The organism is Streptomyces sp. V4I8 (assembly GCF_041261225.1).
Lineage (GTDB): Bacteria > Actinomycetota > Actinomycetes > Streptomycetales > Streptomycetaceae > Streptomyces.
Genome location: NZ_JBGCCN010000001.1, coordinates 5,074,135 through 5,094,023, shown reverse-complemented (window position 1 = coordinate 5,094,023; position 19,889 = coordinate 5,074,135). Strand labels below are relative to the sequence as shown.

General features: G+C 71.4%; 24 protein-coding genes, 1 tRNA gene and 1 pseudogene. 8 read left to right on the top strand and 18 right to left on the bottom strand.

Annotated elements, in window-relative coordinates; all coding sequences use genetic code 11:
* Window positions 1–11: 11 nt before the first annotated feature.
* Entirely contained in the window at window positions 12–461 is a 450-nt protein-coding gene (locus tag ABIE67_RS23065) for a MarR family winged helix-turn-helix transcriptional regulator (protein ID WP_370260446.1), read from the bottom strand.
* Between the two features lie 205 nt (window positions 462–666).
* On the opposite strand from ABIE67_RS23065, the gene ABIE67_RS23060 reads away from it, so the two are divergent.
* On the top strand, window positions 667–864 hold the full coding sequence (locus tag ABIE67_RS23060) for a hypothetical protein (protein WP_370260445.1): 198 nt from the start codon (window positions 667–669) through the stop codon (window positions 862–864).
* Window positions 865–887: 23 nt separating this feature from the next.
* Here the strand turns inward: ABIE67_RS23060 and ABIE67_RS23055 are convergent, their stop codons facing one another.
* The 9 genes from ABIE67_RS23055 to ABIE67_RS23015 all read right to left on the bottom strand — a co-directional run bounded on the left by ABIE67_RS23055 (window position 888) and on the right by ABIE67_RS23015 (window position 6,133).
* Entirely contained in the window at window positions 888–1,634 is a 747-nt protein-coding gene (locus ABIE67_RS23055; protein WP_370260444.1) for a hypothetical protein, read from the bottom strand.
* Window positions 1,635–1,673: 39 nt separating this feature from the next.
* Window positions 1,674–2,561 (bottom strand): RNA polymerase sigma factor SigF, encoded by an 888-nt coding sequence (locus ABIE67_RS23050; protein WP_370260442.1) that lies wholly within the window; start codon window positions 2,559–2,561, stop codon window positions 1,674–1,676.
* Window positions 2,562–2,829: 268 nt separating this feature from the next.
* Window positions 2,830–3,684 carry an RNA polymerase sigma factor SigF gene (locus ABIE67_RS23045; protein ID WP_370260441.1) on the bottom strand — a complete coding sequence of 285 codons (855 nt, stop codon included), beginning with the start codon at window positions 3,682–3,684 and terminating at the stop codon, window positions 2,830–2,832.
* Between the two features lie 164 nt (window positions 3,685–3,848).
* On the bottom strand, window positions 3,849–4,142 hold the full coding sequence (locus tag ABIE67_RS23040) for a Dabb family protein (protein ID WP_370260440.1): 294 nt from the start codon (window positions 4,140–4,142) through the stop codon (window positions 3,849–3,851).
* Between the two features lie 34 nt (window positions 4,143–4,176).
* The gene (locus ABIE67_RS23035) at window positions 4,177–4,356 is read right to left on the bottom strand and encodes a hypothetical protein (protein ID WP_370260439.1); all 180 of its coding nucleotides are present in this window, start codon (window positions 4,354–4,356) and stop codon (window positions 4,177–4,179) included.
* 84 nt (window positions 4,357–4,440) lie between these two features.
* Window positions 4,441–4,525: transfer RNA gene (locus ABIE67_RS23030), tRNA-Ser, on the bottom strand.
* Window positions 4,526–4,609: 84 nt separating this feature from the next.
* The gene (gene tadA, locus ABIE67_RS23025) at window positions 4,610–5,041 is read right to left on the bottom strand and encodes a tRNA adenosine(34) deaminase TadA (protein WP_370268829.1); all 432 of its coding nucleotides are present in this window, start codon (window positions 5,039–5,041) and stop codon (window positions 4,610–4,612) included.
* A gap of 65 nt (window positions 5,042–5,106) precedes the next feature.
* The gene (locus ABIE67_RS23020; protein ID WP_370268827.1) at window positions 5,107–5,634 is read right to left on the bottom strand and encodes a hypothetical protein; all 528 of its coding nucleotides are present in this window, start codon (window positions 5,632–5,634) and stop codon (window positions 5,107–5,109) included.
* 313 nt (window positions 5,635–5,947) lie between these two features.
* Window positions 5,948–6,133: a hypothetical protein gene (locus tag ABIE67_RS23015; RefSeq protein ID WP_370260438.1), complete on the bottom strand. Its 186-nt coding sequence runs from the start codon at window positions 6,131–6,133 to the stop codon at window positions 5,948–5,950.
* Window positions 6,134–6,271: 138 nt separating this feature from the next.
* On the opposite strand from ABIE67_RS23015, the gene upp reads away from it, so the two are divergent.
* A complete protein-coding gene (gene upp, locus ABIE67_RS23010; protein ID WP_370260437.1) occupies window positions 6,272–6,907 on the top strand; it encodes a uracil phosphoribosyltransferase in 636 nt (211 codons plus the stop codon).
* A 105-nt stretch (window positions 6,908–7,012) separates the two neighbouring features.
* Here upp and ABIE67_RS23005 read toward each other — a convergent pair whose 3' ends face one another.
* Together ABIE67_RS23005 and ABIE67_RS23000 are read right to left on the bottom strand one after the other, a co-directional pair.
* On the bottom strand, window positions 7,013–7,630 hold the full coding sequence (locus ABIE67_RS23005) for a LytR C-terminal domain-containing protein (RefSeq protein ID WP_370268825.1): 618 nt from the start codon (window positions 7,628–7,630) through the stop codon (window positions 7,013–7,015).
* A gap of 135 nt (window positions 7,631–7,765) precedes the next feature.
* The gene (locus ABIE67_RS23000; protein WP_003999914.1) at window positions 7,766–8,062 is read right to left on the bottom strand and encodes a type II toxin-antitoxin system VapB family antitoxin; all 297 of its coding nucleotides are present in this window, start codon (window positions 8,060–8,062) and stop codon (window positions 7,766–7,768) included.
* Between the two features lie 262 nt (window positions 8,063–8,324).
* On the opposite strand from ABIE67_RS23000, the gene ABIE67_RS22995 reads away from it, so the two are divergent.
* Window positions 8,325–9,977 (top strand): helicase HerA-like domain-containing protein, encoded by a 1,653-nt coding sequence (locus ABIE67_RS22995; protein ID WP_370260435.1) that lies wholly within the window; start codon window positions 8,325–8,327, stop codon window positions 9,975–9,977.
* Window positions 9,978–10,009: 32 nt separating this feature from the next.
* On the opposite strand, the gene ABIE67_RS22990 is transcribed toward ABIE67_RS22995, so the two are convergent.
* From ABIE67_RS22990 to ABIE67_RS22970, 5 genes and pseudogenes are all read right to left on the bottom strand, one after another.
* Window positions 10,010–10,135: a hypothetical protein gene (locus ABIE67_RS22990; RefSeq protein ID WP_370260433.1), complete on the bottom strand. Its 126-nt coding sequence runs from the start codon at window positions 10,133–10,135 to the stop codon at window positions 10,010–10,012.
* A 53-nt stretch (window positions 10,136–10,188) separates the two neighbouring features.
* Window positions 10,189–10,554: a hypothetical protein gene (locus ABIE67_RS22985; protein WP_370260432.1), complete on the bottom strand. Its 366-nt coding sequence runs from the start codon at window positions 10,552–10,554 to the stop codon at window positions 10,189–10,191.
* An 86-nt stretch (window positions 10,555–10,640) separates the two neighbouring features.
* Window positions 10,641–11,348 (bottom strand): HdeD family acid-resistance protein, encoded by a 708-nt coding sequence (locus ABIE67_RS22980; RefSeq protein ID WP_370260431.1) that lies wholly within the window; start codon window positions 11,346–11,348, stop codon window positions 10,641–10,643.
* A 111-nt stretch (window positions 11,349–11,459) separates the two neighbouring features.
* Window positions 11,460–12,053, bottom strand: a pseudogene (locus ABIE67_RS22975) (HhH-GPD-type base excision DNA repair protein).
* A 69-nt stretch (window positions 12,054–12,122) separates the two neighbouring features.
* Entirely contained in the window at window positions 12,123–12,845 is a 723-nt protein-coding gene (locus tag ABIE67_RS22970; RefSeq protein WP_370268823.1) for a siderophore-interacting protein, read from the bottom strand.
* Between the two features lie 77 nt (window positions 12,846–12,922).
* Here ABIE67_RS22970 and ABIE67_RS22965 point away from each other — a divergent pair, with 77 nt between their 5' ends.
* The 5 genes from ABIE67_RS22965 (at window position 12,923) to ABIE67_RS22945 (ending at window position 18,956) form a co-directional block, all read left to right on the top strand.
* Entirely contained in the window at window positions 12,923–15,085 is a 2,163-nt protein-coding gene (locus ABIE67_RS22965) for a penicillin acylase family protein (protein WP_370260430.1), read from the top strand.
* Window positions 15,078–15,713 (top strand): GNAT family N-acetyltransferase, encoded by a 636-nt coding sequence (locus ABIE67_RS22960; protein ID WP_370260429.1) that lies wholly within the window; start codon window positions 15,078–15,080, stop codon window positions 15,711–15,713. The genes ABIE67_RS22965 and ABIE67_RS22960 overlap by 8 nt, the downstream gene beginning before the upstream one ends.
* Window positions 15,710–16,183 carry a cupin domain-containing protein gene (locus tag ABIE67_RS22955; protein WP_370260428.1) on the top strand — a complete coding sequence of 158 codons (474 nt, stop codon included), beginning with the start codon at window positions 15,710–15,712 and terminating at the stop codon, window positions 16,181–16,183. Before ABIE67_RS22960 ends, ABIE67_RS22955 begins: the two co-directional genes overlap by 4 nt.
* The gene (locus ABIE67_RS22950; protein WP_370260426.1) at window positions 16,180–16,953 is read left to right on the top strand and encodes an SDR family NAD(P)-dependent oxidoreductase; all 774 of its coding nucleotides are present in this window, start codon (window positions 16,180–16,182) and stop codon (window positions 16,951–16,953) included. Before ABIE67_RS22955 ends, ABIE67_RS22950 begins: the two co-directional genes overlap by 4 nt.
* A 221-nt stretch (window positions 16,954–17,174) precedes the next feature.
* A complete protein-coding gene (locus ABIE67_RS22945; protein ID WP_370260425.1) occupies window positions 17,175–18,956 on the top strand; it encodes a copper resistance protein CopC in 1,782 nt (593 codons plus the stop codon).
* A 31-nt stretch (window positions 18,957–18,987) separates the two neighbouring features.
* Here ABIE67_RS22945 and ABIE67_RS22940 read toward each other — a convergent pair whose 3' ends face one another.
* A complete protein-coding gene (locus ABIE67_RS22940; RefSeq protein ID WP_370260424.1) occupies window positions 18,988–19,860 on the bottom strand; it encodes a hypothetical protein in 873 nt (290 codons plus the stop codon).
* Window positions 19,861–19,889: the final 29 nt, after the last annotated feature.

The window sequence follows — 19,889 nt, the reverse complement described above, 5'->3', positions numbered from 1 at the left end:
ACTTCCTTCTCTTACTGGGTGATCGCGGGTGTACGGCAGTCGTCAAAGCTGGCCCTCAGCCGGGCCATGAGCCGGGTGAGCTCGGCGACGTCGTCGTCGGTCCACTCGCTCAGCCGCTCGGCGAGCAGCTGCGTGGTCCGCCGGGACATCTCCCGCACCCGGTCCTCACCGGCCGGGGTGAGGCGGAGGATGCGGCTTCTTTTGTCCGCCGGGTCGGGGGAGCGCTCGATCCAGCCGCGCTCGGCGACATGGGTGACATGGCGGCTGGTGACCGACATGTCCACGGCGAGCAGCTCGGCGAGCTTGCTCATGCGCATCTCCCCGTGGCGGGCCAGCAACGTCAGTACGGCGGCGGAACCGGAGGGGCAGTCGGACGGCAGCGTCCGTCCCATCTCCCGTTTCACGGCGCCGAAGGCGCTGAACTGGCGCACCAGCTCCTCGTACTGCGCCTGCTCGGCCATCACACCTCCGTCTTTGTTGCTTAGGGCAACCATAGGAGATGTTGGTTGCTACAGGCAAATAAATGGGCGGACTCGGGCCGCAAAAACTTGGCAAAGGCAAGTATTGCGACCGTAAATGTGCAGGTGGGGTGGGTCCTGTAACCCCCTGTGCAGGGCGGGAGCCCCCACTTGGGCCGAACGGGCGAATTCGCTAGGGTCTCAGGCCATGGCTAACACCCAGGGCCCCCAGGGCAACCACGACCCCGCAGGCAGTACCCAGATGTTCCGCGCGTTCGTCGACGAGGGCCCGCAGGGCGGTCGGCAGCAGGCGGCCGCCTCCTCCGGTCCGCGCATCGGCCTGATCGTCGGCGTGATCGCCGCGGTGGTGATCGTGGCGGCGGTGGCCTGGCTGGCGCTCAAGTAGTCACTGCCGGTCCACCGCCGGGTTCACTTCCACCGGACGGTGACGTCCCGCGTCTCGATGTGCATGCCCAGCGGCACGCGCCAGGCGTCGACGCACACCGTCCAGGTCTTCTCCTCGCGCGCCCCGGCCCCGATCGGCGCCGGGACTTCCCGCGTGGACTCGACCGTCGCCCAGTCGATGCCGAGCGCGCCGATGACGTGTGTGCCGAAGGTGACGGTGCCGGAACGCACCGCGGTGCCGCCCGAGTTGTGGAAGCCGAGGGTCACCTTCTCGCACCAGCGCTGGTCCGTGGGTTCCCGTACGGGGTCGCTCACGGCGAGTTTCGCGGGTGAGGCGGTGGTCGCGGGGGCCTGGGGCGACGAAGGTGCGGGCGAACTGCTGGGCGGGGCGGCCGAGTCGGTCGGCGTGACCGAGGGTTCCGGGGCGGCGTCGCTCGGGCGGCGGGCGGGACCTTCGGCTCCTGCCGGGCCGGCGGACGGTTCCTGACTCCCCTCCGGACCAGGCAGGTTGCCGGCACCGCCACCACCGCTACCGTCCTCCGGCCCGTCGAGCGGTACCAGCGTCACCTCGCCCGTCGGCCCGACCGCCGTACCGGAGACGCGGGGCGGCCCTCCCGCCGCCCCCGTGGCGACGTACCCGTCACCGCTCCCGCCGCCTCCGCACGCGGCCAGCACCCCGCCCACGCAGACGACGGCCGTCGACGCGCCGATCAGGGCGCACCGACGGCCGGGTGTCCAGGTCGTCCATGTCGACCACTTCGCGCGAAGCATCGGGCCATGGTGGCTGACGCTTCGTCAAATATGAAGGGGTCAGTCGGAGATGAGGCCCTCGCGGAGCTGCGCCAGAGTCCGGGTCAGCAGTCGGGAGACGTGCATCTGGGAGATGCCGACCTCCTCGCCGATCTGCGACTGGGTCATGTTGGCGAAGAAGCGCAGCATGATGATCCGCCGCTCACGGGGCGGCAGTTTGGCCAGCAGCGGCTTGAGGGACTCGCGGTACTCGACGCCCTCCAGCGCCGTGTCCTCGTAGCCCAGCCGGTCGGCCAGCGAGCCCTCGCCGCCGTCGTCCTCCGGGGCCGGGGAGTCCAGCGAGGAGGCGGTGTACGCGTTGCCGACCGCGAGGCCGTCGACGACGTCCTCCTCGGACACGCCCAGGACGGTGGCGAGTTCGGTCACCGTCGGGGAGCGGTCCAGCTTCTGGGAGAGCTCGTCGCTGGCCTTGGTGAGGGCCAGGCGCAGCTCCTGGAGCCGGCGCGGCACGCGCACCGACCAGGACGTGTCGCGGAAGAAGCGCTTGATCTCGCCCACGACCGTCGGCATCGCGAACGTCGGGAACTCCACGCCCCGTTCGCAGTCGAAGCGGTCGATCGCCTTGATCAGGCCGATGGTGCCGACCTGGACGATGTCCTCCATCGGCTCGTTGCGCGAGCGGAAGCGGGCCGCCGCGTAGCGCACGAGGGGGAGGTTGAGCTCGATCAGGGTGTCCCGGACGTAGGCACGCTCGGGGCTGTTCTCGTCCAGTGCGGCGAGCCGCAGGAACAGGGAGCGGGACAGGGTGCGGGTGTCGATGGACTCCGATGCCGGGAGGGCTGGGGCCGGAACGGCCTCCAGGGGTGAAACGTCGTCGAGCGCGGCGTCGGGCGCGGACTCGCTCTTTGTGAGCGTGAGCACCTTCGAGCTGCCCTGGTCTGCGGACATGCCACCCCCTTTGGGTCGCGGGACGGTCGTGGCGAACGCTCCGATCGAGGAACGCCAGCCTTCACCTGAATACCGGAGCCGAAGCCACGGCAAACGCGCTTCCCGAAGAATGTCACATGTCGGCAACACGCTGTAGTGACATGTCGACATGTGAGACTTGAATCCGCCCTGGATAAAGGGGGTCTGACGGTCTTTCGGGCCAGAACTGTCGGGATCCGCCCTGGTGAGCGATTCGCTCGTGACGGTTACCGGTCGCTCCTGTTTGCGGTTACGCGTCGATCCGGTTCGCCGAACGCAATCGCTGGAAGCTACGCGCGAGTAGCCTCGAAACGTGCATCTGGGAGACCCCGAGTTCCGCACTGATTTGCGACTGGGTGAGGTTGCTGTAGTAGCGCAGAAGAAGGATTCTCTGCTCGCGCTCGGGGAGCTGCACCAGCAGGTGCCGGACGAGGTCGCGGTGCTCCACGCCGTCCAGGGCGGGGTCCTCGTAGCCCAGCCGGTCCAGCAGCCCGGGCAGCCCGTCGCCCTCCTGTGCGGCCTCCAGCGAGGTCGCGTGGTACGACCGTCCGGCCTCGATGCAGGACAGCACCTCGTCCTCGGTGATGCGCAGCCGCTCGGCGATCTCGGCGGTGGTGGGCGTGCGCCCGAAGCTGGTCGTCAGGTCCTCGGTCGCGCTGTTGACCTGGACCCACAGCTCGTGCAGCCGGCGCGGTACGTGGACCGTGCGGACGTTGTCGCGGAAGTAGCGCTTGATCTCGCCGACGACGGTCGGCATCGCGAACGTCGGGAACTGCACGCCCCGGTCCGGGTCGAAGCGGTCGATGGCGTTGATGAGCCCGATCGTGCCGACCTGGATCACGTCCTCCATCGGCTCGTTGCGGGAGCGGAAGCGGGCGGCCGCGTAGCGCACGAGCGGGAGGTTGGCCTCGATGAGCGCCCCGCGCACGCGGTTGTGCTCCGGCGTGCCCGGCGTCAACTCCTTGAGCTCCCCGAAAAGCACCTGGGTGAGCGCCCGGGTGTCCGCGCCGCGGCTGCGGGGCGGCGTGGGCGCGGGGGTGTCCTCCTGGGTCGGGGCTTGAGGCGCAGTACTGGCCGGCACGGTCAACTCCACCTCGTGATCCATCAACTCATCCGTCAAAAGCGGTCATAGCATCACAAGACAGTTCATTGTGTTCAAGCACCGCATAATCCCGTGTTGGGAATGGATCGGTGCGTAAGACACGCGAAAGCCCCCCGCGTTGCGGCGGAGGGCTCTGGGGGTCCGGGGAGGATCCGGGGTACCGCGGCTCAGAATTCGTAGTCGGCGATCACCCAGGTGGCGAACTCCCGCCACAGCTTGACGCCCGCCTGGTGCTCCGGGTGCTCCGCGTACGCGCGCAGGGCGGCCGCGTCCTCGAAGGCGGAGTTGATCGCGAAGTCGTAGGCGATGGGGCGGTCGCTGACGTTCCAGCCGAGCTCCCAGTGCCGGATCTCGGAGATCTTGCCCTCGAGCGACCGGAAGGCCTCGACACCCTCCACGACCCGGGGGTCGTCGCGCCGGACGCCCTCGTTGAGCTTGAAGAGGACCAGGTGGCGGATCATGCGTACTCCCGGAAGACGTGGCCTGCGGCAGGCCCTAGCTGTCGCCTCCGTTGGCGATCCATGTCATGAAGTCACCGACGGCCTGGGCGGCGTCCGATATGCCCTCGAACCCTATCTGGACGTAGTCGGCCGCCTTGGCCGGGTCCGTGATGATCACGTAGAGCACGAAGACCGCGACGACATAGACGGCGACCTTCTTCGAATTCACCGCCACAGCGGCCTCCCCAGTCACTTTTGCCCCATCGACCGCACATGATCGCACGAAGGGCCCCGTCTTTCGACGGGGCCCTTCCGAGAGCGGTAGCGGAGGGATTTGAACCCTCGGTGACTTGCGCCACACTCGCTTTCGAGGCGAGCTCCTTCGGCCGCTCGGACACGCTACCGAGGGAGACCTTACAGCACGCCGGGCCGTGCTCCGAAATCGGTATTCACCGAGCTCGTACGACCGATCCCGGAAGCCCCTCGTGTCACCGGTCCCGGAAGAACTCGGTGAGAATCCGGGCGCAGTCCTCGGCGAGCACGCCCTCGATCACCTCGGGCCGGTGGTTGAGCCGCCGGTCGCGTACGACGTCCCAGAGGGAGCCCGCCGCGCCGGCCTTCTCGTCCCGGGCGCCGTACACGACCCGGTCGACCCGGGACTGCACGATCGCGCCCGCACACATGGTGCAGGGCTCCAGCGTGACGACGAGCGTGCAGCCGGCGAGCCGCCACTCCCCGGCCTTCGCCGCCGCCCGCCGGATCGCCAGGACCTCGGCATGGGCGGTCGGGTCGCCGGTCGCCTCGCGCTCGTTGTGGCCGACGGCGAGCACGGTCGTACCGTCGGCGGACAGCACGACGGCGCCGACGGGGACGTCCCCGCCCCGGACGGCCAGTTCGGCCTCGTCCAGGGCGAGCCGCATCGCGGCCCGCCAGCGGTCGCGTACGGGGTCGGGCACCTCGGCCCCCGGCCCCTGGTCGAACGAGGTCAGCGGACGGTCTCCAGCACCTCCGAGGCACCCAGCGCCTCGGCGATCGTGCCCAGCGCGTCCTCGGCGTCCAGGGCCTTCAGCTCCTTCTCGCCGACGCCGAGGTCGTCGAGGATCTCGGTATCACCGACGGGGCTGTGCGGAACGGCTTCGGCGGAGCCGCCGTCCTCGTCGTCGGAGTCGCCGTCGGGCTCCTCCGTGCCGTCGAGGTCCAGGGAGTCCAGGTCGGCGGTGTCGTCGCCGGGCTCTCTTCCGAGCAGTTCGTCGGTGAGCAGGATCTCCCCGTAGCTGCTGCGGGCAGCGGCGGCGGCGTCCGAGACGTAGATACGAGGGTCGTCCTCGCCGTCGATCCGGACGACGCCGAACCAGGCGTCCTCCTGCTCGATGAGCACAAGCACCGTGTCGTCCTCGGGTGAGGCTTCACGGGCCAGCTCGGCCAGATCCGACAGGGTCTCCACATCGTCGAGCTCTGTGTCGCTCGCTTCCCACCCGTCTTCGGTGCGCGCGAGCAGTGCGGCGAAGTACACCGTGACTCTCCCACTGGTCATAGGCGTGCCGGTTGGGGGTCCCCCCGGCGGAGGTTGGGGCGGGGAGAGCTGTGCTCCGAGCCCACCCACTCGGAATCGTGGCAGAAACAAGGCGTTCAGGAGACGTCTTCGGCTCCCTGTGTCCGGCAGTTTTGATCGCGTTGGCCCGAGGGGTCCGCGAGCACGTCCGTGAAGGACTCACCAGCACACTCGTTGCCGCCACGTGCGGATCGTACGCGGCTTTTCCAGCGGTCCACGCACGCCCACCGCTCCAACGCCCCCGAAGGGCGGGGATCTTCCCCGGAGCCTCCCTCTACCAGCGGAACGTTCGCATGCGCAGGGCGTGGCGCAGACGGGCCGCCTTGGCGCGGCGCGGCTGGACGCGGTCCCGCAGGGCGCGGGCCTCGGCGAGCTCCCGCAGGAACTGGGCGCGGCGCCGACGGCGCGCGGCGTCCGCCTCCTCCTGCGCGGTGTCCGGCGCGGACTCACGATCAGGCATAGGCACACCACCCCCGGTATGTCCCTCCCACTTTCCCCCTGATGGGCGGTTTGATGCCAGCGCGAGGCTGATGCGTTGGCCTGTGGCTTGCCGCGTGTGAGGGCGCTGGGCCTACCCGGCCCGGTTAATGTTGTGGACATGCGTCTCCACGTCGTCGACCACCCCCTGGTCGCCCACAAGCTCACCACGCTGCGCGACCAGCGCACCGACTCCGCGACCTTCCGTCGGCTCGCCGACGAGCTGGTCACCCTGCTCGCCTACGAGGCCACGCGGGACGTGCGCACCGAAGCGGTCGACATCACGACCCCGGTCACCGGGACCACCGGCGTCAAGCTCTCCCACCCGCGCCCGCTGGTGGTGCCGATCCTGCGCGCCGGCCTCGGCATGCTGGACGGCATGGTCCGGCTGCTGCCGACCGCCGAGGTGGGCTTCCTGGGCATGATCCGCAACGAGGAGACGCTCGAGGCCTCCACGTACGCCTCGCGGATGCCGGAGGACCTCTCCGGCCGTCAGGTGTACGTCCTGGACCCGATGCTCGCCACGGGCGGCACGCTGGTCGCGGCGATCCACGAGCTCATCAAGCGGGGCGCGGACGATGTGACGGCCGTGGTGCTGCTGGCCGCGCCCGAGGGCGTCGAGTTGATGGAGCGCGAGCTGGCGGGGACGCCGGTGACCGTGGTGACGGCCGCGGTGGACGACCACCTGAACGAGCACGGGTACATCGTGCCGGGGCTGGGGGACGCGGGGGACCGCCTTTACGGGGCGGCCGAGTAAGGGGCGGCTGGACGCGCCTTTTCGCCGTAGGGGTGCGGATGCATGGCGACTGCGGGCTCGTTGTGGCTTGTCGCGCAGTCCCCCGCGCCCCTTTCGGGGCGTTGCTCAGCAGGCGTTCTTCGAGGCGCCGGGCGTCGGCTTCGGGTTGGCCAGTGCGGTCAGTGCCTTGTCGGCGTCCGCCTTCTTCGTGAGCTCCCTGAACTTGTCGCCGATGATCAGGTCGACGGTCGCGTTCTTGCGGGCGGCGTCGGTGCGGCGTTCGGCGGTGCCGAGCTGGGTGGCGAGGACGGGCAGCGAGGTGTTCAGGGACGCGGCCGGACCCAGCAGGAGTGCGGTGCCCTTGACCTTCTTGTCGTACTCCTTGGTCGCGTTGCCCACGTCACCGATCTTGAAGCCGCGCTTCTTCAACTCGTCCGCGGTCTGCTTGGCGAGGCCGCTGCGGGTCGTGGCGTTGAAGACGTTGACGGTGACCTTGCCCGGCTCGGGCAGCGCCGCGGGGGCGGAAGCCGTGGCCGAGGGCGTCGCCCTGGTCCCGCAGTCGGCCCTCGGGGCCGCCGAGGCGTCTCCGCCGCCGGTGAAGACGTCGATGAGCTGCAGAGTGCCCCAGCCGATCAGGCCGACCGCTGCGGCGGAGGCGACGGTGACGGCGACGAGCCTGCCGCGGCGCCGGGGACGGCGCATCCGCGGGTACTTGTCCCCCTTGATCCGGTACCGGCCGCCCATGCCCGGGGGAGTCAGCATGCTCATGGGCGCAGCGTAGTGCGCCCGAGCGGCAATGCCTACTAGATGATCATTCGAGGCCGCGCGGTCCAACCCGAAAGGGGCAACAGGGGACGCCCCGGTCGTGTCGGCCCGGGGTCAGTCCAGTTCCAGGACTCTCGCGTGCAGCACCTGGCGCTGCTGGAGCGCCGCCCGCACCGCCCGGTGGAGGCCGTCCTCCAGATACAGGTCGCCCTGCCACTTCACGACGTGCGCGAAGAGGTCGCCGTAGAACGTGGAGTCCTCGGCGAGCAGCGTTTCCAGATCGAGCTGACCCTTGGTCGTCACGAGCTGATCGAGGCGGACCGGGCGCGGCGCGACGTCCGCCCACTGCCGGGTGCTTTCCCGGCCGTGGTCGGGGTACGGCCGGCCGTTTCCGATGCGCTTGAAGATCACACGGAAAGCCTACCGGTCAAGACGTTCCGGGCGCAGCCATGACGACGGAGTGCGACGCTGGAAAAGCGATAGCAAAACGGGATGAACCGGCAAAGGGCGAGAGGGCGGCGGCCGGATCGGAAGCGGGAACAGGCCCGAACGGAAGCCGAGGTGACGGCCTGAGGGCGGCGGAACACGGCGTCGGATCGGAAGCCGGAGTGGGGCCGAATGGGTCCGGAGGACCTCTGAAGGGCTGAAGGGCGAAAGGGCGTGGAGGGCTGACATGAGCGATCGAGAGAGCACGCCCAAGGCCGGCCCCGGCACCGTGCCGCCCTCCGCGGCTCCGGAGGCGCGGGGCAGTGCGCCCGCCCTTCCGCAGGAGGCCCTGGAGATCGCCGCCGGGTACGCCTTCGCCGGTCCCGCCCTCGATCTGGGAGCCCTTCTCTGGGACGGCGACTGCCTGCCCGACGCGCAGATCCGCATCCCGTTGGCCATGCTCAACCGGCACGGACTGGTCGCGGGTGCCACCGGTACCGGCAAGACCAAGACGCTCCAGCTGATCGCCGAACAGTTGTCGGCACAGGGTGTGCCGGTGTTCCTGGCGGACGTCAAGGGCGATCTGTCCGGGCTCGCGGCGCCGGGGCAGTCGAACGACAAGATCCGCAGCCGTGCTTCCGAGGTGCACCAGGAGTGGACGGCGACCGGCTTCCCCGCGGAGTTCTACGCCCTCGGCGGCATCGGCCGAGGCATCCCCGTACGCGCCACGATCACCAGCTTCGGCCCGGTGCTGCTGGCCAAGGTCCTCCAGCTCAACCGGACCCAGGAACAGTCCCTCGGCCTGATCTTCCACTACGCCGACACCAAGGGCCTGGAGCTGGTCGACCTCAAGGACCTCAGGGCGGTCGTCGCCTTCCTGACCTCGGACGAGGGCAAGGCGGAACTGAAGAACATCGGTGGGCTCTCGACCGCCACGGCCGGGGTGATCCTGCGTTCCCTCACCGCCTTCGAGGCACAGGGCATGGCCGGCTTCTTCGGGGAGCCGGAGTTCGACACGGGCGAGTTCCTGCGGTCGGCGCCGGACGGGCGGGGCGTGGTGTCGGTCCTCGAACTGCCCGCCGTACAGGACAGGCCGCGGCTGTTCTCGACCTTCCTGATGTGGCTGCTCGCCGACCTCTTCCACGATCTGCCCGAGGTCGGGGACGTCGACAGGCCGAAGCTCGTGTTCTTCCTCGACGAGGCGCATCTGCTGTTCGACGACGCGTCGAAGGCTTTCCTCGACTCGATCACACAGACCGTGCGGCTGATTCGCTCGAAAGGGGTCGGCGTCTTCTTCGTGACGCAGACACCGAAGGACGTACCCGCCGAGGTGCTCGGCCAGCTGGGCAACCGCGTCCAGCACGCGCTGCGCGCCTTCACCCCGGACGATCAGAAGGCGCTCAAGGCCACGGTGAAGACCTTCCCCGACTCGGCGTACGACCTGGAGGAGCTCCTCACCGGCCTCGGCACCGGTGAGGCCGTGGTGACCGTGCTGAGCGAGAAGGGCGCCCCGACGCCGGTCGCCGCGACCCGGCTGCGGGCCCCCCAGTCACTGATGGGGCCGGTGGAGGCGGGCGCGCTGGAGCGGGCGGTGACGGCGTCCGCGCTGTACGGGCGGTATGCACAGGCTGTGGACAGGGAGTCGGCGTACGAGAGGCTGGAGGCGTCCCGCGGCGCGAAGGGGCCGGACGAGCTGCGCGAGGCGGCGACGGCCGGGGAGCGGAGCGCCGGCGAACGCAAGGCCGGGGAGCACAGGGCCAGGGAGCAGAAGGAGCAGCCGTCCGTCGTGGAACAGGTCGTCGGGAGCGGCATGTTCAAGTCCCTGGCTCGGTCGATCGGTACGCAGATCGGGCGGGAGATCACCCGATCGGTCTTCGGTACGGCGCGGCGGAGGCGGTGACCCGGAGAAGTTCCGCCTCCGCCGCGCCCGTCTCAGCCGCGCCCCCGGTCCTTCGGGGGATGCTGCGGTTTCTCCTTCTTCGACTGCGGCTTGGGTGTGTTGCGTACGGCTTCCGCGCGCAGCAGGGCGCGCAGGACCGCGTAGTGGTCGGTGGGCATGGCTGTGCTCCTGCTCCTTGTGCCGTTGCTGACTGACCTCGTGCCGGGGTCTGTCAGCAGCGCAGGACCACCGTGCGCAGGATGTGCGAGAGGTACGGCGGCCGTGGCGGCGCGGGGCGGGGCGGGCACGCCCGGACGCCGCGCGCGGGCTTCGGCGGCGGGCCGGGGCTCAGCCGTGCCGGCCGTACGGCGTTGCGGCGGTCGGCTCGGGCCGGTGGCCGCAGGACCGTGTCCAGGACGTCGTGCTCGGCGACCTCACCCGAACCCGAGGCACCCGAGGCACCGGGGGCACCGGTCAGGGCGGGCAGGGCGTGCGCCTGGGCGTGGGCGCCCGGTACCAGCAGGGCGAGCAGCAGCACGAGTGCCCGCAGCCAGGCGTGGCTGCGCGAGCGGCATCGTGCGGTACTCGCGGCACTCACGGAAGGTCATCTCCCCGGTGGCCGTACGACGTTCATCCCGTCCGGGGCGAGAACCGCCCGCACGGCGTACCGGCTCGCCGCGCGTATCACAGCTCGTGCGGGACCTGGCGGGCCCGCCCCCGGATCCGGAGCGCGAGGGCGATCTCGACGACGCCGACCACCACCAGCCAGCACCCGCCGAGCCACATCAGCACGGTGACCGACTCGATCGGGGAGTCGATCAGCACGATGCCGCCGATGACGGTGACGATCCCCAGGAAGATCTGCCACCCGCGCGCCGGCATGGACTTGTCGGAGGCGGCGGCCAGGGTCTGGGTGATACCGCGGATGAGCCAGCCGATGCCGATCCACAGGGCGAGCAGCAGGATCGACTGCATCGGGCGGCGGAAGCAGAACAGACCGAGGACGACCGACAGGGTGCCGCTGATGAACGCCAGCACCCGCAGCGAGGTCGTCCGGTGCGTGCCGAAGGCCGACACCAGCTGGAACACGCCGCTGATCAGGAGGTAGAGGCCAAAGAGCACCCCGGAGACGAAGAGCGGGGCGCCCGGCCAGACCAGGACCAGGACGCCCAGGATCAGCGAGCAGACGCCGGTGCCGAGGACTACCTGCCAGGCGGCGCGGGAGAGGGCGTGCAGGGGGCCTTCGAAGGCCGGCTCGGGCTCATGGGCCGTACCCGCGCCCGCACCTCTGCCTGTGCCCGGACCCGGCCCCGCCCCGGGCGGCTGCCCGGCATGGACCCGCCGGTCGTCGTAGTCCCGGCCCCAGGGGGAGCCGGTCGGTGGCTCGGTCATGATCCATGCTGAGAACGACCCGGCCCGCCCCGCCATTCGGGGCGGTCCACTCGACTGACGGCCGGGTCAAGCGGCCCGGCGCCCCCTGCGCGCGGGCGCCCTCGCCGTTGCCTACTTCCCCGCGGCCTTCGCCGCCTTCGCCGCCGCCTTCATCTCCTGCTTGTGGGCCCGCACCTTGGCCAGTGACTCGGGGCCGGTGATGTCGGCGACGGAACGGAAGGACTTCGTCTCGCCGTAGGCGCCCGCCGCCTCCTGCCAGCCCTTGGGCCGTACGCCCAGCTGCTTGCCCAGCAGGGCGAGGAAGATCTGGGCCTTCTGCTTGCCGAAGCCGGGCAGTTCCTGCAGCCGGCGCAGCAGTTCGCGACCGTCCTCGACGCCCTACCAGACGAGCTCGGCCTCCCCGTCGTAGTGCTCGACGAGGTACTGGCACAGCTGCTGGATCCGCTTGGCCATGGACCCCGGGTAGCGGTGCACGGCCGGCTTCTCCGACAGCAGCGCGGCGAAGGCCTCCGGGTCCTGCGCGGCGATGTCGTGCGCGTCCAGGTCGTCCGCGCCGAGCCGGTCCGCGATCGTGCGCGGCCCCTTGAACGCCCACTCCATCGGAACCTGCTGGTCCAGCAGCATGCCGACCAGCGCGGCGAGCGGGCTGCGGCCGAGTAGCTCGTCGGCCTCGGGGTCCTGGGCGAGGTGAAGGGTGACGTCCATGCCCCCGATCATGCCCCCTCGCCCCAGGCCCCGCAGCCGTGGGCCGTGCCCCCGCAGCCGTGGGCCGGGTCAGGCGCGCCAGTACCCCAGCGCGTTCACGCGCTGCTTCGGCAGGCCCAGTTCCTTGCGGACGTACGACGTGAGGGCCCGGGTCGTCGCCGTGTCGCAGGCGATCCAGACGTACGGGTCGGGGGTGCCCTTGAGGAGGTCGGGCAGGGCCTCCTTCACCTGGGCGACCAGGTGGGCTCCGGCGTCGCGCCTCGGCAGCGTCCGTATGTCGTGGCGGGAGGGGGTGGTGCGGAAGGGCAGGCCGTCCTGTTCGCCGCCCTCGAACCACACCGTGGCCGGGGACGAGTCCAGGGCGGTGAGGAGGGAGTTGAGGGCGGGGAGGGAGGCCGGGTCCGCGATGGCGAAGACATGGGAGGGGGCGGGCTCGGGCTGCTCGAATCCCGTGCCGTGGATGGTCGCCTCGATCGTGTCGCCGGGCTTCGCCGCCCGCGCCCAGTCGCTGGCGCACCCCTCGTGCAGGGCGAACTCCAGGCTGAAGGTGCCGGCCGCGGGGTCCGCGTCGACCAGGGTGTAGGCGCGCTGGTGCGGCCTGCCCGCGTTGTCGAACCACAGGCGGACCCACATGGTGGGGTGGACACCGGTCACCGCGAGCATGCCGCCGTCCGTGAGGTGCACGCGGCGGTAGTGCGGTGTGACGTCCTCGGCACCGGTCACCGTGAAGACGAAGTCCTTCGCGCGCAGCAGTTTCAGGACCGCGCCCTCCCAGCCGTGCCCCTGCCCCATGGCCTGTTCACCCTTCACGTACCATTCCTGCACCAATGACTTAGGCAAGGCTAACCTAAAGCAAAGGAGGGGCACAGGTGACCGGCGAGATCTTCCGTGATGCCTGGGGCATTCCGCATCTTCGCGCGGACGACGCGATGGCACTCGCCCGGGTGCAGGGCCGCGTCACCGCCCTCGACCGCGCCTGGCAGCTGGAGGTGGAACGGCACCGCTCCCAGGGCACGTCCGCGTCCTTCCTCGGAGCGGAAGCCCTGCCCTGGGACCGGTTCGTCAGACGGGCCCGCCTCGACGACACGGCGAGACGTTGCTTCGCCGAACTGGAGAGACGGGACCCGGAGTCGGCGGGGTGGGTGCGGGCGTACGTCGACGGGGTGAACGAGGGACTGGCCGAGGGCGCCCGCCGTACGCCGGAGTTCGCGCGGACCGGGCTCGCCCCCGGCCGCTGGGAGCCCTGGACCCCGCTCGGGGTCTGGCTCGGTATCCACATCCTCTTCGCCGGCTTCCCGGCCAAGCTCTGGCGTGAGCAGGTCGTACGGCATCTCGGCGCCGACGCGGTCCAGCTGTTCGCCACCGACGGGCCGGCCACCTCCGGCAGCAACGGCTGGCTCGTGAGCGGGGAGCGGACCGTCACCGGACATCCGATCATCGCCGGTGACCCGCACCGCTTCATCGAGGAACCCGGCGTCTACCAGCAGATCCACCTCTCCTGCCCCGAGTTCGACGTCATCGGCCTCGCCGTCCCGGGCATCCCCGGCATCGCCCACTTCGGCCACACCGGCACGGTCGCCTGGGCCATCACCAACGCCATGGCCGACTACCAGGACCTGTACCGGGAGCGGTTGCGGCGTACCGGGGCGGGGGTGGAGGCCCTGGACCCGGACGGGGTGTGGCGGCGCGCCGCGCGGCACACCGAGGTCGTGGAGGTCGCGGGGGAGGAGCCGGTCGAGGTCGAGGTGATCGAGACGGGGCGGGGGCCGGTGGTGATCGGGGGGCCGGAGGGGCTCCCTGATGTGCAGGAAGGTTTCTCCGTGGGGTTCGAAGAGTCCGAAGGGTCCGAAGGGCTCCCCCGCCCCCTGGACGACGACGCCCCGCCCCGCCTCGCCGTCACCCTCCGCTACCCACCCCGCGTCACCTCCGACCTCGGTTTCAGCGCCCTCCTCCCCCTCCTCCGCGCCCGCCGCGTCGCCGACGTCGACCGTGCCGTCGACCTTTGGGCCGAGCCCGTCAACGTCGTCCAGGCCGCCGACACCGAGGGCGGCCTGCTGCACCGCGTCGCCGGGAAGGTGCCGGTGCGGTCCGCGGCCAACCGCGTCCGGCTCGTCGCCGCCTGGGAGCCCGGCCACGACTGGCAGGGCTGGCACGAGACGCCCCGGGGCGGGCTCGTCGACGGCGTCGCCGCCATGGCCAACCAGCGCGGCATCGCCGCACCCCTGGGCATCGAGTTCGCCCCGCCGCACCGCGCCGACCGCATCACGGCCCTGCTGGGGGAGAAGGAGCGCTGGTCGGCCGCCGACATGCCGGCGATCCACATGGACACCCAACTGGCCTCCGCCGCACCCCTGCTGGACCTCCTGCGCTCCGTCGACACCCTCAGCACCGAGGCCGCCCGCGTCCGGGAGACCCTCCTGGGCTGGGACCGCCGTATGGACGCGGACAGCGAGGCGGCCGCCGTGTACGCGGCGGTGCGCGGCGCGGTCGTACGGCGACTGGCCGCGCACCCGGCCTTCGCCGCGCTGTCCGTCCCGCCCGCCTACCCGGAAGTCCTCCTCCCCTGGCTGGCCCTGCTCCCCCGCGTCGGTTTCGCCTGCGAACACCTCCTGCGCGCCGAGGAGTTGTTCGGCATCGACCGCGCCGAGACCGTCCGCGCGGCGGTCGAGGAGGTGGCCGCGGAGCTGCCCACCGGAGCCCGGCGCGGCACCTGGGGCGACACCCACCGCCTCGCCCCGTGGCGGGCGCTGGCCGACCCGTCGTACGACGCACCCGGCCTCTCCGGCGACCACGACTGCGTGCTGTGCACCTCGGCCGTACCCGGCCTCACCGACCTGAGCGCGCGCGGCCCCGCCGCCCGCTACGTCTGGGACCTGGCCGACCGCGAGGCCGGCCGCTGGGTGGTCCCGCTGGGCGCCTCCGGCATCCCCGGTTCACCCCACCACCGTGACCAACTCCCCCTGTGGCTCGGGGGAGACCTGGTCCCGGTCGTCACCGATTTCACCAAGCTCCAGAAGGAGTCCGATGTCTGAGCTGCCCACGGTCGTCAGGGAACCCGTACGCGCATCCGTAGGCGAACCGGTTCACGAGGAAGTGGTCGAGGGCTTCGGCACCGTCCGCATCCGGCCCCTCGCCGCACACGCCGACGCCGACATCGTCCACGGCTGGGTCACCGAGGAACGGGCCTCCTTCTGGGGGATGAACGGCCTGACCAGGGACCAGGTGGCCGAGATCTACGCCCACATGGACACCCTCGACACCCACCACGCCTTCCTGGTCCTGCGGGACTCCGACCCGGTCGCGCTCCTCCAGACGTACGAGCCGGAGGCCGACCGCGTCAGCGAGTGCTACGATGTCCGCCCCGGCGACATCGGCGTCCACCTGCTGCTGGCGCCCGCCGGTGCCGGGGGTGGGCGGCCCGGTTGGACCTCGGCGCTCCTGACGGTCGTGATGTCGTACGTCTTCCTCACCCTGGACCGGCAGCGGGTCGTGGTGGACCCCGACGTGCGCAACGAGAAGGCCGTCGCCCGTTTTCTCAGGCAGGGCTTCTCCGCGGGCCCGGCGGTCGTGCTGCCCGAGGTCGACCTCCCGGAGGTGTACCTACCGCGGAAGGACGCCCAACTGGCCTTCCTCGACCGGGGGGTAGCCTTCCCGGCGTGACACCTGAAGACCTCGTCGCGCACTACGCACTGGAGCCGATCCCGCGAGAGGGCGGGCTGTTCCGCCGCACCTGGGCGGGACCGGAGCTGGCCGACGGGCGCCCGCAGGGGTCGGCGATAGTCGTGCTGCTCACCGCGGACGACTTCTCGGCCCTGCACCGCCTGCCGTCCGACGAGGTCTGGCACTTCTATCTCGGCGACCCCCTGGAGCTCCTGCTCCTCGCGCCCGACGGCACGTCCCGCACGGCCGTGCTCGGCCCCGACCTCCTGCGAGGCCAGCACATCCAGCTCACCGTGCCCGCCGGTACCTGGATGGGCGCGCGGGTGCTGACGGGCGGATCCTGGACCTTCTTCGGCTGCACGATGGCGCCCGGCTTCACCTACGAGGGCTACGAGCACGGCGACCTGGCGGACCTGACGGCGCGCTATCCCTCCGAGGCCGCGCGTATCGCGGCACTGTGCCGTCCATGAGCGGACGCGGACTCCTCGAAGGACAGGTCGCCCTCATCACGGGCGCGGGCGGCGGCATCGGGCGGGGAATCGCCACGCGGTTCGCGGCGGAGGGGGCGGCGGTCGTGCTGCACTGCCGTACGGCGGTGGGGGCGGCCGACGAAGTGGCGCGCACTGTCCGGAAGTCGGGCGGGCGGGCTCTCGTCCTGCAGGCCGACCTGACCGACGAGGGGGCGTGCCGGGCGCTGGTCGCCGGGGCCGCCGAGTGGGGCGGTGGCCGGCTGACGGCGCTGGTCAACAACGCGGGCGTCCAGCCGACGCGGGAGCTGTCCGGGATGACGGTGGCGGACTGGCGGGCGGTCGTGGACACCAACCTGTCGAGCGTCTTCGCGTGCACGCAGGCCGCGGCCGAGGTCATGCGAGAGCAGGAGGGGGGCGGTTCGGTGACCCACATCGCCTCCATCGAGGCGAGCCACCCCGCCCCGTTGCACGCCCACTACTCCGCCTCCAAGGCAGCGGTGGTGACGCACGCCCGGGCGGCCGCCCTGGAGTACGGCCCCTTCGGCGTCCGCGTGAACACCGTCTCGCCCGGGCTGATCCACCGGGAAGGGCTGGAGGAGGCCTGGCCGGAGGGAGTGCGGCGCTGGGAACGGGCGGCACCGGCCGGGAGGTTGGGGCGGCCGGAGGACGTGGGGGACGCGTGCGTGTTCCTGGCGTCGGGGCTGGCGTCGTGGATCTCCGGGCACGATCTGGTGGTGGACGGCGGGGTGTCGGCTCGGCCGACGTGGTGACCGTGCCCTGATATCGCCCCCCCCGCTGGCCCCGCTGCCCCGTCGGCCGAGCCGCGTCCCTCAGCCGGTTCGCACGCGACCGCGCTGAGTCCGAACGGCTTCGCGTCCGTACATACCCCCGAGGCCTCAAGTCCGACGACGGAGATGTGACACACGTGGGGTGCGATGAGCGACGACGACCCCGCCGCCGGGTTGCCGAGCGGCGCGGACTTCAACGGCTGGTGCTGCTGGGCCCCCTGCTGGTCCTGCTCCTCCTCGCCGGCACGGGACCGGCATCCGCGCACGCCGCCCTCCGCGCCACCGACCCCGAGGACGGAACCGTCCTCAAGTCGGCCCCCCGTCACCTCACCCTGACCTTCACGGAGTCCGTCGGCCTGCTCGACGACTCCTTCCGCGTGCTGGACCCCGACGGGCGTCGCCTGCGTACGGGTGAGCCGACCCACGCGCAGGACGGGAGCGAGACCGCCCGCGTGACGCTGCCCGCGAAGCTCGCGCAGGGCACGTACACGGTGGCCTGGCGGGTGGTGTCGGCCGACAGTCATCCGGTCTCCGGCGCGTTCACGTTCTCCGTCGGCAGGGAGTCCCTGACCACGGCCACCGTGGACACCGGTCCCACCGAGGACCCGGCGACCAAGAGCCTCTACAACCTCGCCCGCTATCTGGCCTACCTCGCCGCCGCCCTGCTCATCGGCGCGGCGGCGTTCATGGCGGTCTGCCGTCCGCCGGACGCGCCCGTGCTGCTGAAGCTGCTGAGGGCGAGCTGGTGGACGCTTCTCGGCGTCACGCTCGCCCTGCTGGTGCTGCGCGCCCCGTACGAGACGGGCGAGGGGCCCCTGGGGGCGCTGAGTGTCGACTCCCTCGGCCGGACCCTGACCAGCCGGCCGGGGGTGGTCCTGCTCGCGCGGCTGGGGCTCCTGGCGGTGGCCGCCGTCCCTCTCGTACGGCCGGCCAGGCAGCGCAAGCCGTACGGGTGGGGCGGTGCGGCCCTCGCCGTCGGGCTCGCCATGACCTGGGCCGCCGGGGAGCACGCCTCGGCGGGGATCCAGGTGCCGCTGGCGATGACGTCCTCGGCGCTGCATCTGCTCGCCATGGCGGTGTGGCTGGGCGGGCTCGCGGCGCTGCTCGTGACGCTGTACCGCGCTCACCTGACGCCGGCCACGGTGACCCGCTTCTCCCGCCTCGCCTTCGCTTCCGTGACCGTCCTGGTCGTCACCGGCGTCTACCAGTCCTGGCGCGGCCTCGGATCGTGGGACGCGCTCACCGGGACGACGTACGGCAGGCTCCTGACCCTCAAGCTGGTCGCGGTGGCCCTGCTCCTCGGGGCGGCTGCCCTCTCGCGTCGCTGGACGGCGCGGCTGGCGACGACGGCCGACGTGGAAGCGGTCGACGCGGAGACGGTCGTGCGGGAAAGGGCACAGGAACGGGTCAGGGAACCGGAACGGGAACTCGTTCCGGCGGCGGTCGGTGGACCGGTGCCGCCCGAGTCGCCCTCGCCGCGGACCGAGGTACCGCCTGCCGTCGACCCGCACCGCCGCGCCCTGCGCCGTTCCGTCCTCGCCGAGGTCGGCGTCGGTGCCGTGGTGCTCCTGGTCACCACGGTCCTCACCAGCACGCTGCCCGGCCGTGCGCAGGCCGAGGCGGCGGCCGGGGCGCCCGCTGTCATCGGCGCCTCCGTCACCAACGTCCCCTTCGACGTCGGCACCCCCGGCGGCCACGGCAAGGTGCAGATCACCCTCGACCCGGGGCGGGTCGGCGACAACTCGATCGAGGCGCTCGTCTACGGCCCGGACGGCGGCGTGTCCGTCGTCCCCGAGCTGCGTGTCTCCTTCACTCACCCGGCCAAGGACATCGGCCCCCTCGACGCCGCACTCACCGACAAGGGCGGCTACTGGAGCAACAGCTTCCTCAACCTGCCCATCGCCGGGAGGTGGGAGATGAAGGTGACCGTGCGGACCTCGGAGGTGGACCAGGTGAGCGTGACCAGGACCGTGGTGGTGCGCTAGCGCCTCTCGGCCGGAACGCCTGGGACAGCGCCTAGGACAGCACCTGGATCAGCTGGTACGGAACCATGTAGAGCCCGGTGTAGAGCATCAGCGTGCCGAAGACGCCCACGCCCAGGGACCGCAGCACCCAGGTGCGCACCGGGAGCCTGGCCGCCACCCGGGCCGGGTTGCGGGGGTCGTAACTGACCTGGAAGCGCTCCGGCGAGGTGGCGACGGGCTCGGCGGCGGTGTCGATCTCACAGTCCCGCGGGATGCCGTCCAGGTCGGTGAACCGGAACATCCGCTTCTTGCCGTCGTGGCGGTGGAAGGCCGCCAGCACGGAGATGCCCCGGCGACGCAGGATCGCTCGGTCGTACAGCGTCTTGGCGGCCATGCCGTACAGGACGAGACCGATGATCAGGGGCTTGGTCCCGAAGAACCAGAGGATGGCGCCGATGAGATCGGAGTGTGCGATCAGCGTGACCAGGCCCGCGATCCAGCCCACGATCGGCAGCCCGAGGACGAGCACCAGGCTCACATCCCCGAAGGCGCGCTTGTGCCAGGCGGGGCGGGCGGTCGTCCCCGGCTCCACCACGACCAGCTCGGCCCCGTCCGGGCGGGGCTCCTCCGTGCCCCGGACGGGCAGCGAGGCCTTCACGGTCGTGACGAACACGTCCCGCTCGGACGTGCCCCGGTGGGCCACCCGGTAGACGGTCGGAGGCGTCCCTTCCGGTGCGGTCAGCACCACCTCCACCCCGCGCGGGCTCTCGGCCGCCCTGACCTCCTCCACGGCCGCCGGAGGTATGCGCCTGCGGACTCCGTCCTGCTCCAGCAGCAGTGATCCGTCCCCCTCCAGCCACAGCGCGCCGGAGCGGCCGCGCAGGGCCAGGGAGGGGACGGGGGAGGGCGTATTCGATGTCGTCATGGCGGAAAGCTAGTGGCGGGATCTTCGTC